The sequence below is a fragment of the Arcticibacter tournemirensis genome, assembly GCF_006716645.1.
Taxonomy (GTDB): Bacteria; Bacteroidota; Bacteroidia; order Sphingobacteriales; family Sphingobacteriaceae; genus Arcticibacter; species Arcticibacter tournemirensis.
Window position 1 is genome coordinate 354,305 of the sequence record NZ_VFPL01000002.1, and the last position, 13,761, is coordinate 368,065.

The 13,761-nt window shown below is 42.3% G+C and carries 15 protein-coding genes; 8 read left to right on the forward strand and 7 right to left on the reverse strand.

What is annotated here, in order from left to right; all coding sequences use genetic code 11:
- Nucleotides 1–2: 2 nt before the first annotated feature.
- From BDE36_RS23015 to BDE36_RS23045, 7 genes are all read left to right on the forward strand, one after another.
- On the forward strand, nt 3–1,721 hold the full coding sequence (locus BDE36_RS23015; protein WP_141816864.1) for a tetratricopeptide repeat protein: 1,719 nt from the start codon (nt 3–5) through the stop codon (nt 1,719–1,721).
- A complete protein-coding gene (lolB1, locus tag BDE36_RS23020) occupies nt 1,699–2,493 on the forward strand; it encodes a lipoprotein insertase outer membrane protein LolB1 (protein ID WP_141816865.1) in 795 nt (264 codons plus the stop codon). The genes BDE36_RS23015 and lolB1 overlap by 23 nt, the downstream gene beginning before the upstream one ends.
- A 67-nt stretch (nt 2,494–2,560) precedes the next feature.
- Nucleotides 2,561–3,808: a murein hydrolase activator EnvC family protein gene (locus BDE36_RS23025; protein ID WP_141816866.1), complete on the forward strand. Its 1,248-nt coding sequence runs from the start codon at nt 2,561–2,563 to the stop codon at nt 3,806–3,808.
- 84 nt (nt 3,809–3,892) lie between these two features.
- A complete protein-coding gene (locus BDE36_RS23030) occupies nt 3,893–4,168 on the forward strand; it encodes a Sec-independent protein translocase subunit TatA/TatB (RefSeq protein ID WP_141816867.1) in 276 nt (91 codons plus the stop codon).
- A gap of 2 nt (nt 4,169–4,170) precedes the next feature.
- Nucleotides 4,171–4,359: a twin-arginine translocase TatA/TatE family subunit gene (gene tatA, locus BDE36_RS23035; RefSeq protein ID WP_141816868.1), complete on the forward strand. Its 189-nt coding sequence runs from the start codon at nt 4,171–4,173 to the stop codon at nt 4,357–4,359.
- A 105-nt stretch (nt 4,360–4,464) separates the two neighbouring features.
- On the forward strand, nt 4,465–5,898 hold the full coding sequence (gene gatA / locus BDE36_RS23040) for an Asp-tRNA(Asn)/Glu-tRNA(Gln) amidotransferase subunit GatA (RefSeq protein WP_141816869.1): 1,434 nt from the start codon (nt 4,465–4,467) through the stop codon (nt 5,896–5,898).
- Between the two features lie 53 nt (nt 5,899–5,951).
- The gene (locus tag BDE36_RS23045) at nt 5,952–7,301 is read left to right on the forward strand and encodes a LysM peptidoglycan-binding domain-containing protein (RefSeq protein WP_235904251.1); all 1,350 of its coding nucleotides are present in this window, start codon (nt 5,952–5,954) and stop codon (nt 7,299–7,301) included.
- A gap of 2 nt (nt 7,302–7,303) precedes the next feature.
- Here the strand turns inward: BDE36_RS23045 and BDE36_RS23050 are convergent, their stop codons facing one another.
- Nucleotides 7,304–7,825 carry an OmpA family protein gene (locus BDE36_RS23050; RefSeq protein ID WP_141816870.1) on the reverse strand — a complete coding sequence of 174 codons (522 nt, stop codon included), beginning with the start codon at nt 7,823–7,825 and terminating at the stop codon, nt 7,304–7,306.
- A gap of 54 nt (nt 7,826–7,879) precedes the next feature.
- Nucleotides 7,880–8,665 (reverse strand): DUF4198 domain-containing protein, encoded by a 786-nt coding sequence (locus BDE36_RS23055; RefSeq protein WP_141816871.1) that lies wholly within the window; start codon nt 8,663–8,665, stop codon nt 7,880–7,882.
- A gap of 236 nt (nt 8,666–8,901) precedes the next feature.
- Here BDE36_RS23055 and BDE36_RS23060 point away from each other — a divergent pair, with 236 nt between their 5' ends.
- Nucleotides 8,902–9,693 (forward strand): hypothetical protein, encoded by a 792-nt coding sequence (locus tag BDE36_RS23060; protein ID WP_141816872.1) that lies wholly within the window; start codon nt 8,902–8,904, stop codon nt 9,691–9,693.
- Here the strand turns inward: BDE36_RS23060 and BDE36_RS23065 are convergent.
- From BDE36_RS23065 to gcvH, 5 genes are all read right to left on the reverse strand, one after another.
- Nucleotides 9,690–10,298, reverse strand: a complete 609-nt coding sequence (locus tag BDE36_RS23065) for a SprT-like domain-containing protein (RefSeq protein ID WP_141816873.1) — start codon at nt 10,296–10,298, stop codon at nt 9,690–9,692. The genes BDE36_RS23060 and BDE36_RS23065 overlap by 4 nt on opposite strands.
- An 11-nt stretch (nt 10,299–10,309) precedes the next feature.
- Nucleotides 10,310–12,424 carry a ferrous iron transport protein B gene (gene feoB / locus BDE36_RS23070; protein WP_170205943.1) on the reverse strand — a complete coding sequence of 705 codons (2,115 nt, stop codon included), beginning with the start codon at nt 12,422–12,424 and terminating at the stop codon, nt 10,310–10,312.
- 6 nt (nt 12,425–12,430) lie between these two features.
- Nucleotides 12,431–12,646: a FeoA family protein gene (locus tag BDE36_RS23075; protein ID WP_141816874.1), complete on the reverse strand. Its 216-nt coding sequence runs from the start codon at nt 12,644–12,646 to the stop codon at nt 12,431–12,433.
- Nucleotides 12,647–12,843: 197 nt separating this feature from the next.
- Entirely contained in the window at nt 12,844–13,236 is a 393-nt protein-coding gene (locus tag BDE36_RS23080; protein WP_141816875.1) for a VanZ family protein, read from the reverse strand.
- Nucleotides 13,236–13,616, reverse strand: a complete 381-nt coding sequence (gene gcvH / locus BDE36_RS23085) for a glycine cleavage system protein GcvH (RefSeq protein ID WP_141816876.1) — start codon at nt 13,614–13,616, stop codon at nt 13,236–13,238. Before gcvH ends, BDE36_RS23080 begins: the two co-directional genes overlap by 1 nt.
- Nucleotides 13,617–13,761: the final 145 nt, after the last annotated feature.

The following is a 13,761-nucleotide window of genomic DNA, read 5'->3' on the forward strand; positions in this document are numbered from 1 at the left end:
AAATGTTTAAAAGAATTCTTATTTTATTATTGCTGCCAATTTCTGTCACCGTTATGGGGCAGGAGAATAAGGTCGTTACTGTAACCGGAGGTGCATTAACCCAGGTTGACAGCAGCAATGTTAAAAAGAATTTTTATTCAGCACTTCAGAAAAAAACAACCGGAAACATCGAGCAGGCGGCTGATTTATTTCTGAATGTTATAGAAACGGAGCCTCACAATGATGCCGCTCTTTATGAGCTCGGGGCTTTATATCATGCTCAAAATAAAGAAACCGAAGCTGAAGACTTTGCCCTTAGGGCTGTTACTGTAAATTCCGAAAACAAATGGTACTGGCTTCTTCTTTCGGACATTTATAAGAAAAACTCGGACGTAAAAAAACTGGTACCCGTGTTTGACGAACTTATAAGACTCGAACCCGAAAAGGAAAACTACTATTTCGATAAAGCCAACGCTTTATCCTTGCTTAATAAAAGTACCGAAGCCGAAGCCGTTTATCAGGAAATAGAAACCCGGTTTGGACCGTCGGCTGTATTGGATGAGGAACGTAAAAGGTTATCGCTTAAAAAAGAGGACCCTTCAACTGCTATCACGAGACTGGAAAAATCGATAAAGAAAGAGCCAAAAGATATAAATAACTATCTCACTCTCGCTGAACTTTATATTAAAACGGGGAAGCCCGGAAAAGCCCATGATTTGTTAAAGAAGGCGCAGAAGGAAGATCCGGACAACTCTTTCGTTCATCTTCTGCTTTCGGATGTTTACCAGTCTGAGGGAAAAACAGCGGAAGCATTCTCAGAAATAAAGAGAGCTTTTGCAGACAATCATTTACCGATAGACATAAAAGTACAAATAATCCTTTCCTATTTTAATCGCATTAAGGACCCTGCAGTACTTTCGGGCGTTACAGAGCTTGCATTAATTACCACTGAGGCTCATCCCGACGATGCAAAAGCACATGCCCTTTATGGAGATGTGTTATTTCAGGGACAAAAACTTGAGGAAGCCAAACAATCTTATAAGAAAGCGCTGACACTCAACAGGAACGTTTATCTCATATGGGCCCAGTTGCTACAGCTTGAGACTGCGCAGAACAAATTTAAAGAAGTGATTGATGATGGAGAGAGTGCAATAGCTTTGTTCCCTAATGAGCCTGACCTCTATTTCTTTTCGGCCACAGCCTATGCACAGAGTAATAATCACGAAAAGGCAGTTGCTTATTTAAAGAACGCCTTAAACCTGAACCCCAAAAAATGGATACAAGAATCGGATATTTATTCAAGCCTTGGAAATTCCTTACACAGCTTAAAGAAATATAAAGAATCGGACGAAGCCTTTGAAAAGTCACTACAGCTAAATCCCGACAATGTCTACACTTTAAACAATTATGCCTATTATTTATCGTTAAGAGGAGAAGGGCTCGATAAGGCTGCAGAAATGTCGCTCCGGTCAAATGAGCTCAAGCCTGATAACGCATCCTTTGAAGACACTTATGCCTGGGTATTATTTATGCAAAAGAAATATGCCGAAGCGCGGATATGGATAGAAAAAGCTATAAAGAACAATAGTAGTAGCGGTATTCAATACGAACATTATGGGGATATTTTGTTCCACCTGGGAGAAAAGGATTTCGCCGTAGAGCAATGGGAAAAGGCAAAAGGTAAAGGCATCAAATCAGTAACCCTTGAAAAAAAGATCAATGAGAAAAAGTTTTTTGAATAAAATAATCATCATCGCAGGAATTGTTGTGGTATTCGGCTGTAAGGCCAGAAAGGAAGCAGCCCCTATCCCTTCGCCAAAGGAGACTGTAAGCTCAGCTAAACCAGTGTCGGCAACCGAAACAGTATTGAAGAATATTTCAACGGGTCAGTTCGACTTTAAAACTCTTTCTTTAAAAGCCAGGGCTGAATTGAGTATCGGAAACAATAACAACGATGTCGGCATGAATATCCGGATCCGAAAAGATGAAACAATCTGGGTGTCGATAACAGCTATTGCCGGACTGGAAGTCGCACGGGCGCTTATTACTCCCGACAGCATTAAGGTAATGAATCGTCTCGAGGGAATTTATACGGCAAAACCGTTTAGCTATATTTATCAATATGCAAACAGGCAAATTGACTTCAAGGCATTACAGGCCCTGCTCGTTGGGAATGCCATTCCAGGGACAGTGTCGGATCGCTCAGACGCCGAGATCCTGGGAAACCAGGTACGGCTAAGCGGCAACCTGTCGGGCATACTTTATAAGCTTACCTTCAATCCCGACAACAAACTTGTTGAGAACAACCTGAAAGATTCGGCCACTGGCAAGGAACTCTTAGCCGGGTACAGCAATTTTCAGGTTATTGCAGGAATGAAGGTCCCTTCCAGTGTCAGACTTAGCTCTGCGGCACAGAATAAGAGCGTTCTTATAGAGCTTAAATACAATTCTGTATCAATGAACGAGACTATTGAATTCCCTTTCAGTGTTCCCAAAAGATTTCAAGTAAACTAACCGGCGCGCCGGGCTGAATTGAGAATTCGGAAATCAGTTTTCGGTATTTTTATCTAAGTTTGTCTCCATGAGTTTGATTAGGCTATTTCTTTGTTTTGCATTCCTGATTATTGGCGGAAGCGTTTTTGCACAAAGCAGTTCGGAGCTTAAACGGCGCAAGGAGGCATTGACCAGAGAGATTGAGATGCTGAGGCGATCGCAGAGTAAGGTTGCCAGCAGCAAGCGTCTGTCGCTAAAACAAATTAATGCGCTCAATGCACAGATCAGATTAAGAGAAGAAAAGATCCGAACCATTAATTCAGAAATAAGGTTGCTCGACAATCAGATTTCAGAGAACACGAATACGGTTAGATCACTTCAGAGCCAGTTAAAAAAACTAAAGAAGGAATACGCTGCGATGGTGCTTTTCGCTTTTAGAAACCAGAGCGCCTACAGCAAACTGATGTTTATTTTTGCTTCAAAGGATTTCAACCAGGCTTATAAGCGGCTAAAATATCTTCAGCAATTCGGGGATTACAGGCAGAAACAGGCTCAGTATATTGAACAAACACAAAAATCACTTGGAGCCAAAATTGTAGAACTTGATCATAACAAACGGGAAAAAAGCACCTTGCTTAGCGATCAGCAAAATGAAAAGTCAACGCTGGGTAAAGAAAAGAACAATCAGTCGGTTCAGTTAAGCCGGTTAAGCAAACAGGAAAAGCAACTGAGACAGGAACTACTGCAAAAGCAAAAAGAAGTGGCGCGCCTAAACCGGGCTATCCAAAACGCCATCAATAAAGAAATTGAAGAAGAACGGCGAAGAGCTGAGGCTGCGGCCAAAGAAGCTGCAGAAAGAAGCGGAACAACGGCTAAACCTGTTGCGAGCGGATCGGGTGTTCTTGCAGCTACGCCTGAAGCAGCTCGTCTCTCCTCTGATTTCCTTAGTAACCGTGGACGACTGCCATGGCCTGTAAGTGTCGGGACTATTGTTGAACGCTTTGGAAATCACGGATATGGCGTAAACGTTACGGTTGAAAATAACGGCGTGGATATTAAAACCAGCGAAGGAGCTACCGTAAGGGCAGTATTTTCAGGGGAGGTTCGGTCTGTTTATAACATTGGAGGCCAATATGCAGTGCTTATCCGTCATGGTGAGTATTTTACAGTATACTCTAACTTACGGACAGTGAGCGTATCGAAAGGCCAGAAAGTAGCCGTGAAGCAATCCATAGGCACAGTAATTACCGACCCGGTAGATGGCACAACTCAGCTGCATTTTGAAGTGCGGAAGGGCGCGTTGCCGATGAATCCCGAAGGCTGGCTGGCGAATTGAGTTTATGGATATCCGATAAAATAATATTCAACCATTAGCGTTTTAAATACTTATATTTGTATTGATTAACTTAATAGCAAGTCGATGTTGGATTCAATATTGTTATTTCTGAATATGGGTGGACCGGAAATGATGGTGGTATTATTTGCCATCCTGTTGTTGTTCGGCGGCAAAAAGTTACCGGAGTTGGCCAGAGGTCTTGGAAAGGGTATGCGCGAATTCAAAGACGCATCAGAAGGTGTGAAACGTGAAATAAATCGCAATATCAACGCAGTAAATGACGATCTCAGTGTTGATCTTGATAGTAAGCCTTCAGAGGCCCAGAAAAACGAAACTGAACAATCACATATAAATTCATAAATATGTTAAATAGCATTTTACTTATAGCAGGGTTAGGAGCTCCTGAAATCATTATTATTCTCGTTGTTATCCTGCTATTATTTGGGGGACGTAAGATTCCGGAACTGATGCGCGGACTAGGACGCGGCGTGAAGGAATTTAAGGATGCCAAAGACGGTGATTCTTATAAAGAAGGCGATCGACGCGAGTAGTACTCTTCTGAAAACTAGTTTTTAAATAATCTATTAAGCCCCATACATTGCGATTTTGCACTGTATGGGGTTTTTCCATTTCACAGAAATATGTACCTTCACGGCATGGAACATCATTCGTCCCTAAGCGTTGTACAGGCAGGAATCAGAGAGGGTAAACTTAACTTAAGAAACCTTGCGGAAGAATACCTGCAAAGGATTGAGGAGCTAAAGCATTTAAATGCGTTTATTGAAGTATTTAATGATGAGGTACTGCAAAAAGCTTCTGAAATACAGGAAAAGATCCTTGCTGGTAAAGGTGGAAAGCTGGCTGGCTTAATTATAGGAATAAAGGATTTGATCTGCTATCGTCAGCATGGTGTTTCTGCCGGATCCCGAATACTTAAAGATTATGTTTCGGTATTTTCATCCACTGTCGTTGAACGCCTGTTAAAAGAAGATGCCATTATTATAGGAAGACTGAACTGCGACGAATTTGCCATGGGAGGATCGAACGAAAACTCCTGGTTCGGGCCAGTAAAAAACCATGCCGACAATACCAAGGTTTCTGGTGGTTCGTCGGGCGGCTCTGCAGTTGCTGTTCAGGCCGGTCTTTGCATGGCCGCATTAGGCACTGATACCGGCGGATCGGTACGTCAGCCAGCCTCTTTTTGTGGTGTTGTAGGCTTAAAACCTACCTATGGCCGCGTATCACGACATGGTATTGTGGCCTATGCGTCATCGTTCGACCAGGTGGGCCCACTGACCCACTCTGTTGAGGATGCGGCACTTATTCTGGAAGTTATCGCGGGGCACGACGACTACGACAGTACTTCTTCTACTTTACCGGTACCCGCCTATTCAAAGAATCTCAACTTTACTGGCAAAAAGCGAATTGCCTACCTTCCGGAGACCCTGCAAAGTGAGGGCCTGGATCCGGAGGTAAGGGCGCTGACTGAAGCGACTATACAGAAACTAAAAGACGAAGGACATATCGTTGAACCTGTTTCATTTCCGTATCTGGATTATGTAGTGCCCACGTATTACATTATTACCATGGCAGAAGCTTCTTCAAACCTCGCACGGTACGACGGGGTACATTATGGCTATAGAAGTCCGAACGCCGTCGACCTTGAATCAACCTACAAAAAGTCGAGATCGGAGGGCTTTGGAGCAGAAGTTAAACGCCGCGTTATGCTGGGCGCTTTTGTTTTAAGCGCCGGCCATTACGATGCCTTTTACGGCAAAGCTCAGCGCGTGAGGCGACTTATACGTGAGAAGACAGAAGAAATTCTGAATGATTACGATTTTATCATATTACCTACCTCTCCCGGGCCAGCTTTTGGATTAGGTGAAAAAACAGATGATCCTGTAGTTATGTATCTGGCAGATATCTTCACGGTACAGGCGTCGCTTGCCGGAATTCCTGCGATCTCACTTCCATTAGGCAATAATACCCAGGATCTGCCGTTAGGAATACAACTGATTGGAAAACGATTTGGCGAGCCGGAATTGCTGGCTTTTTCAAATTACCTTATAGATGTAACTAAAAATCAGTAATTTAGTATAAAAGGGGAAATCATTTTAACCTGCCTTCGGGCAAAAGAATTAGTATGATGAGAAAAACTACGGCCTCGGCCCTGTTTTTGCTCGCTGGGATGATCACAATATCGTTCTCATCGACAAGCATGGCAGCTACCGGCAGCAAACAGCTATCACAAACAACGGGAAACAATACTGACTCACTAAATTATAAACAATCCCTCCAAATTATTCAGAATAAAATTCCGCTTACGTATAATGAGTACGTTCAAAGGTTCATAGACAGCTATACCACTTCGCAAAAGGCGCGGTTTTCAAAAATGCTGGGACTTTCTAAATATTACTTCCCCATTTATGAAAAAGTATTCAAGGAACGGAATGTTCCTGAGGAATTAAAATATATTTCGGTAATTGAATCATCGCTTAATCCCGATGCCGTCTCGAGAGTGGGAGCAACCGGCCCATGGCAATTTATGTACGGGACTGGAAAAATCTACGGCCTGACAATAGATGATTGGGTAGATGAGCGTAAAGATCCTGTAAAGGCATGTAATGCCGCTGCCAGCTACTTCCTCGACTCTTACTTCTTGTATGACGACTGGCTTCTCGCTATTGCATCCTACAACTGCGGTCGAAATAATATAAAATGGGCGATAGCAAAGGCAGGCGGTAAAAAAGACTTTTGGGCCATACGGGAGTATCTTCCGGTAGAAACGCGCAATTATGTACCGGCGTTTATTGCTACGGCTTATGTAATGACTAATTACTGGAAGCACAATATTAATCCGTCGGAGCCTGATTTTAACATTAACACCGACGTTATTACAGTGAACGCCGCCGTTTCGCTAAAAGATATAGCCAGGGCTGCTAATATTAGTGAGGAAGAGCTAAGTATTCTGAATCCCTCTTTAAAAAAACCGATCATCAACGGCAGCGTAAAAGATCCCAAAAACCTCATTATCCCCGTTACGAAGCAACTTTCGTATAACACTTTATATGAAGTACTGAACGGTGCCTGGGATGGCAAAGCAAGCGTTATGAACGCTTCATATAGTGCTGAGGGGAGCCGTGGCGGACAAATAAGTCATAAAGTAAAACCCGGTGAAACAATTCTGGATGTCGCCAATCAATACGGCACAGAAGTCCAGGACATAAAAGTTTGGAACAATCTAAAGACATCTGCAGTTGTACCCGGACAGGTTATAAAAATATTATCCCCTAAGATCACTCCCTCTGTTGTGAAGAAAGAGAGCACTACCGGCAATGGTTACATTACTTATGAAGTAAAGCAGGGCGACACACTTTCCTCAATAGCGCAAAAGTTTGACGGAGCCACTGAAGAAGAGATCAGGGTGATCAATCAGCTCAAACATGCCTCAGCTGTTAAGCCGGGGATGATCCTCAAAATAATGGGAGGCTAATTTTACTGTACAGGCGTAATAGTAAGTTCTACCCTTCTGTTTTTTGCACGGCCTTCAGGAGTACGATTGTCGGCAATAGGCTTTGTATCGCCGTATCCGGTTGTACTTATACTGCTTTCCGTAAGACCATGGCTTACTAATGTTGCTTTTACAGATACGGCTCTTTTTTCGGAAAGCCATTTATTATACTCCGGGGTTCCAGTTTTATCAGAATGTCCTTCTATCACTATTTTAACGTCTCCCTGCTGCTTGATCACCTCAGCCAACTTCTTAATATCTGCCTTCGCCTTCTCTGTAAGATAGGATGAATTAGTCGGAAAAAGAATCTCTGAATCAAAAGTGACTTTTATACTCTGTTCAGATCTTACAACCTGGGTATTGGGAAGTTTATTACGATAGGCATCATACTGAACATCACTTGCAGGCTGCGAAGCAACTGAACTATCAGCGATATTTTTTTTGCTTTTGCATGAAAGCAGCACCGTACAAGTAACAAGCACTGCATAAAAGAAGGGTCTTATCATGAGTAAATTGTGTGTTAAAGATGACAGATACGGGTAAAGATATAAATTTTCGCGTTATTCGCTTCTGAAACCAAAGGTGTACGTAGAGCACCAGCGATTGTAATCTGCCTTTTCCGCCGGCGCTATGTTAATAACCTTTATCATCCAGTCGCCAGAGCGGTTAAGCTTAATATAAATCTTGCCGTCTTCGTCGCTGATGCTTTCAGACGGAAAAACAGTACCATTAAGTGTCTTGGTGTATACTTCGGCCCTGATCTTAGCTAAAGGTTTCCCTTTAAACAATATCTGCGCAGTCAAATCCTCTCCATATTTCAATTTATACGGGTTCTGAAGCAGCACAAGTTCCAGATCGTGTCCCGTTTTTTCACTATATTCATTACCCGAAGGCTTTGCTGCCATCAATAAGGTCTTCAAAGCGAATATGTTGTTTATACTCATCTCCTCTTTATCACTCACTTTTCCAGACAGCTCTGGAAACCCTTCATCTGATAGTTGCCTGATAACATCTTCTCTATCTATTTCAGATTCGGATAATTCCTTTTTTGCGGTCACCATACATAATCCAGAGTTGTTCAGCTGAACCGATAAATGGCTCTCGGCGTCCTTATTCGCAGAAAGAAGGTTTATGGGTTTTCCACCGGCATATAAAGATGCGTCAGCAAGCTGTGAGACAGGTAATTTCTTCGCTTTAACGGTGTCGAACCCTTTCCCGTAAAAAACTCCAACATCTGTCATCTGCCCCTTTTCAGGAAAAAATCCGCCAGGCATGAGGTAATAGCTTTGCGCATTAAGCAGATTAAACGAACATGTCAGTAACAACGAGCAGATCAGGTATTTCATATTATATTTTCTATCCTCAAACTTACAAAGTTTATCAGGCGCATAAAACTCAATCTAATATTATTTTAGTTAAAAAGCGTTAATATTTACACTAGAGTTATACTAAATTGAGCCAGAACGCACAGTATGAACTTTTTACTATACAGCGGTGTCCTGTTTTACAGGTAAAACCCGTCAGTCCGCCCCGCGCTTATTCGTGGCACGGAATTTATTTATCTAAGTAGATATTCTACGATATGAAAAAGACAGGAATAGTGCTGGGAGCCATTATAGCAATTATTCTCTTTATAATTTCATGTGATAAGCTCAAGTCGGACCACCCGCAGGCAAGTATCGAGATGCCTGGGGAGAAGACATTAAGTGCAACTGACATTCAGGCGTATGCCGATTCTGTGAATCTTCTTCTTCCGCAACTTGAAAAGCAGGAAAGCCTGGTCTATTCATTACGGGATTATTCATTTCAGGTAGCTAAATATACGGAGAACGGAAAACCACTTTTATTCGTCGAAAAGGGGAGAAATGGAGAGTCGGGAATTATTGAAAAGATGTTCTATATTAAGGACGGCAAGCTCCTCCTTTATTCTGAGATGAATAAAACAACACATTCAAATTCGGAGCCCATCACTCTCACTAATATTTATTTCAGGAATAATATTGCTTTTTATGCGGAACAAAAAAAGGCAAGTTCGGAAGCCACACTAAAAACTGCCGCCTTCAAAAAGGCTGAACCCCAACACAAAGAGTTGTACAGCGATCTCAAACACATGGAAGATGCGTTAAAGCAAAAAGGTAAATTCGATCTGGTATTTGATGGTATCACAGAATACCCCAAAGCACGGTATTTAATAATGAGCAAAAATGAGTATAACGCATATCGTGCAGTTATTCGTGTGATAAAAACTGACGACTTCATCCGCGAGCTATCAAGCAATCCTTCAAGATATACCGGCTCTAAGCTTGATATCGACTGGACGACGAATAACGATGATGAAATGGTTTACGTAAACGGCCGTATAAAACGGGATTAAGCCTGCAAAGGGTAAACTTCGGCCATTGGATTAAAAAGGTATAGTCTTCCGGTATGTATCTCGAGGCAACGGTAACGTTTCCTCAGAAGCGTTTCCTTCTGGAACGTTCTGCCGTCCTTTAACCTGAATACCGTCTTAAAGGGAAGGCTCTCTACAGTGCTCGAGGCACTTTCTTTGTCGTATTTTTTCAATGCTCTCAAAAGAGTAATATTACTACAGCTGGACGCGGAAGGATTTTCAAGATAGGATACGATAGCGAACCTGAGATCTTCAGGAAAAATGTGACTATCGAAGAACGGCTGCATCATCCTTTTAAAGTTCTTCTTCCATTCAGTACCATGCGGCTTCACCCGCCCCTGATGTTCCTTCCACGTTAAAAGATGAGCAAATTCATGCACTGTAGTGACAAGGAATGCATAGGGATTAAGATCATAATTAACTGATATGCGATGCCCCTCTCCCTTTTGCGGTGGCCTGTAATCACCAAATCTTGTATTTCTCGCCTTCGATATCTTAAAATCACATTTAAAATAGTCTATCCAACGCGAAATTAAGGGCGCCGCACCGTCCGGAAGATATTTTGAAAGAATCTTCACTTTATCCATAAAAAGCAGAATTACTTTAGAAGGTTAAAGACTATAAAGCTTGCAATATAAGCGAGGGCGGTCATATAAGCAAACTGAATAAGAGGCCATTTCCAGCTTTTTGTTTCCCGGTAAACCACAGCCAGAGTACTCATGCATTGCATGGCAAATGCATAAAAAATCATTAACGAAAAGGAGGAAGCAAGGGTAAATACGGGCAACCCTGTTTCAGGGTTTCTGGCCTGCCTCATCTTATCTGTCACCGACGAAATATGCGAATCATCATTATTTACACTATAAATTGTTGCCATGGTACCTACAAATACTTCGCGTGCAGCAAAAGAGGTTATAAGGGCGATGCCGATCTTCCAGTCATAACCAAGCGGCACTATGGCAGGTTCAATAGCTTTCCCTATTACACCGGCGAATGACGTCTCGAGCAGTTCTGAAGAACGATGCAGCTCGAGTTCATCCGGACTATACTTATTAATGTATTCAGCAGAACTATATTTCTTTTCGATGGCAGCATGTTTTCCCGGCGGACCATATGTTGCCAGTACCCACAGAACAATTGAGATGGCGATAATCACCTTTCCTGCCTCGACAACAAAGGTTTTAACCTTTTCATACATGGTAAGTAATACGTTATCCCAGCGCGGCAACCGATACACAGGGAGCTCCATAATAAAATAACCCTTCTCGCGCGCCCGCAACAGATATTTCATCACCCAGGCTACAAAAATGGCCGTTATTATACTGATAACATACATTGCCATTAAGGCAACACCTTGCAGATTGATTAGTCCGGCCACCTTCTTATCCGGTACTACAAGAGAGATTAGTACGGTATAGATTGGAAGCCTTGCCGAACAACTTACCAGGGGAGTAACCATGATCGTTATCATCCTGTCTTTCCAGTTCTCAATATTCCGCGTACTCATAATCGAAGGCACAGCACATGCCAGCCCCCCAATCATAGGAACAACAGACTTTCCGCTCAGGCCAACCTTACGCATGACCTTATCGAGCATAAAGGTTACTCTCGACATATACCCCGTATCCTCCAAAACAGATATAAAGGCAAAAAGGATAGCTATCTGCGGAATAAAAACAAGCACACCACTCAGACCCGCAATAACTCCATCGGTAAGCAGGTCGGTAAGTACGCCAGGAGGCAGAACATTATGAGCTGATTCGGTAAGCCAAACGAAAAGAGATTCAATTAACGACATTGGATATTCCGACCACGCAAAGATCGATTGAAATATCACAAACAATAAAACGAAGAATATAAGGAACCCCCATACTTTATGCGTAAGAACTTTATCTATTTTGTTACTTACTGTTTCGCTTACAGCATTCGTCTCCTGCCTAACCGTCTCCTTAAGTACGCTGTTAATAAAATTATACCTTTCTATTGTTTCAGAAGCCTGCGCTTTCTGAGAATGAAAAGAAAACTCCTGTTCTATCTCTTCAATCCGGTCACTTTCCTGACTGGATAAGAACCGAAGGTTTTCATGCTGATGAGCAAGCTGAAGCGCGGCATAGGGATGGTCAATCAGCAGCTCCTCCTGTATTTTACTAATCAGGCCAGGAGCTATCGACTCCACTTTTATCGTTTCATTCTGAAGCGGGATTGCGGAAGAAAACTGGATTGCTTCTTTCAACTTTTCAATATTCTCACCCTGACGTGCCGATATCGGAACTACCTGTACTCCCAGGCGTGTCGAGAGCGCATCTATATCGATATGAGTGCCTGATTTCCTTGCCAGATCCATCATATTCAGCGCAATGACCACCGGAATCTTCATATCCGCAACCTGTGTGTAAAGCAACAGGTTTCGTTTAAGATTAGAAGCGTCGGATACAATTATGACAAGATCAGGATGAACGTCGTTGTTTTTGTCGGCGAGAACCTCGAATACAATAGTCTCGTCTTTACTTTTAGGATATAAGCTATAAGTTCCGGGCAGGTCGATGATCACGGCATTCCGTCCATCGGAAAGCCGGCAGTTTCCGGTTTTTTTATCAACAGTGATACCGGGAAAATTCCCGATCTTCTGATTCAAACCGGTCAGAATATTGAATAAAGTAGATTTCCCTGTATTTGGATTTCCGACTAAAGCAACTTTCAGATCACCGTTCACCTATCACTAATGTAATATAATTGTCGAAGCTTCCAGCTTGCGGAGGCTCAACTGATAACCGGAAACAGTAATGGCCATTGGATCGCCCAGAGGAGCAAAGCGCTCAACTACAATAGACTCTCCAGGGAGACAACCCATTTCCATTAATTTGATTGACATTTCAAGATCAGTAAATTCCTTAATAATCCCAGTTTGTCCTGGCCTCAGTTGTGATAGCTTCATAATTTTCAAACTTCACAAAGATAACCCTTATTTGTAATAAATCCAAATAAGAGCAGTGAAGAAAAAGGATTTATAAATACACTTTCTCCTGAGGTGTCTGCAGACCTTCAAACTTATAAAAATGAGGACAATTGCATTTTTTACGAAATATTCCGCATGAACCCAGGCCCAGCAGCATTATCGCGATCGTTAAAAGTTTAAACAGATTTCGCATTTTGTGTTCTATGTAGAAAAATATAACTGAAGATTCCCATGCCAACTCCCGTGACATCACAAAAGAAATCCCACCAATCAGCAGATCTATAGGTAAATACTTTCAATTGCAACAATTCAATCAACGCCCCGAAAGCCGTTGCAATCAGGAAAATTTTCAAAACACTTAGTATACGAAACGAATAGCTGTTTTGTTGCCTGATTTTGCCATAGAACATGAAAACCGTCAACACAAAAAAGAAGCCAGTATGAACCAGCTTATCGAAACCTTCAAACACCGGTACCCCACCAGTGCTATCCATAGGTATATCGCATAGGATGAGCACCAGAACAGCCCAAATAATGGTCAGGTACTGGTGCTTTAAGGTATTAGTCATTAGAATCCTACCTGTGCTTTATATTCTTCTGCAGACAGCAATGTTTCAATATCAGATACCGAGCTTACCGATACTTTTACCATCCATCCATCTCCATAGGGGTCCTGATTTACCAGCTCCGGAGCAGAATCAAGAAGACTATTGATTTCAAGTATGGTTCCTGTTACCGGCATAAACAGGTCAGACACTGTCTTCACGGCCTCAACGGTTCCAAAAACCTCATTGTGGGGCACTTCCTGACCCACTGTATTGATATCTATATAAACAATATCGCCTAATTCGCGCTGGGCAAACTCTGTAATTCCAACATAAGCTTCGCTGCCTTCTAAACGGATCCATTCGTGATCCTTGGTATACTTTAAGTCAGGGGGAAAATTCATGATACTTTTTGCTTCAAAAATACTGTTATCAAAGGATTTGAGCAAGGAAAATCCGGCACTTGCCGTAATAAGCTTTCAGCAGTCAGCAATCAGCAGTCAGCTTTTGGAAATCAACAATTCGCAGACTACTCATAGTACACCTGCA

What these genes read in the sequence shown, in the direction of transcription:
- gatA (WP_141816869.1), top strand. Translation starts at nt 4,465, where the DNA reads ATGGAACATCATTCGTCCCTAAGCGTTGTACAGGCAGGAATCAGAGAG.
- gcvH (WP_141816876.1), bottom strand. Translation starts at nt 13,616, where the DNA reads ATGAATTTTCCCCCTGACTTAAAGTATACCAAGGATCACGAATGGATC.
- BDE36_RS23015 (WP_141816864.1), top strand. Translation starts at nt 3, where the DNA reads ATGTTTAAAAGAATTCTTATTTTATTATTGCTGCCAATTTCTGTCACC.
- BDE36_RS23045 (WP_235904251.1), top strand. Translation starts at nt 5,952, where the DNA reads ATGATGAGAAAAACTACGGCCTCGGCCCTGTTTTTGCTCGCTGGGATG.
- BDE36_RS23080 (WP_141816875.1), bottom strand. Translation starts at nt 13,236, where the DNA reads ATGACTAATACCTTAAAGCACCAGTACCTGACCATTATTTGGGCTGTT.
- BDE36_RS23065 (WP_141816873.1), bottom strand. Translation starts at nt 10,298, where the DNA reads ATGGATAAAGTGAAGATTCTTTCAAAATATCTTCCGGACGGTGCGGCG.
- BDE36_RS23030 (WP_141816867.1), top strand. Translation starts at nt 3,893, where the DNA reads ATGTTGGATTCAATATTGTTATTTCTGAATATGGGTGGACCGGAAATG.
- BDE36_RS23025 (WP_141816866.1), top strand. Translation starts at nt 2,561, where the DNA reads ATGAGTTTGATTAGGCTATTTCTTTGTTTTGCATTCCTGATTATTGGC.
- lolB1 (WP_141816865.1), top strand. Translation starts at nt 1,699, where the DNA reads ATGAGAAAAAGTTTTTTGAATAAAATAATCATCATCGCAGGAATTGTT.
- BDE36_RS23050 (WP_141816870.1), bottom strand. Translation starts at nt 7,825, where the DNA reads ATGATAAGACCCTTCTTTTATGCAGTGCTTGTTACTTGTACGGTGCTG.
- tatA (WP_141816868.1), top strand. Translation starts at nt 4,171, where the DNA reads ATGTTAAATAGCATTTTACTTATAGCAGGGTTAGGAGCTCCTGAAATC.
- BDE36_RS23060 (WP_141816872.1), top strand. Translation starts at nt 8,902, where the DNA reads ATGAAAAAGACAGGAATAGTGCTGGGAGCCATTATAGCAATTATTCTC.
- BDE36_RS23055 (WP_141816871.1), bottom strand. Translation starts at nt 8,665, where the DNA reads ATGAAATACCTGATCTGCTCGTTGTTACTGACATGTTCGTTTAATCTG.
- BDE36_RS23075 (WP_141816874.1), bottom strand. Translation starts at nt 12,646, where the DNA reads ATGAAGCTATCACAACTGAGGCCAGGACAAACTGGGATTATTAAGGAA.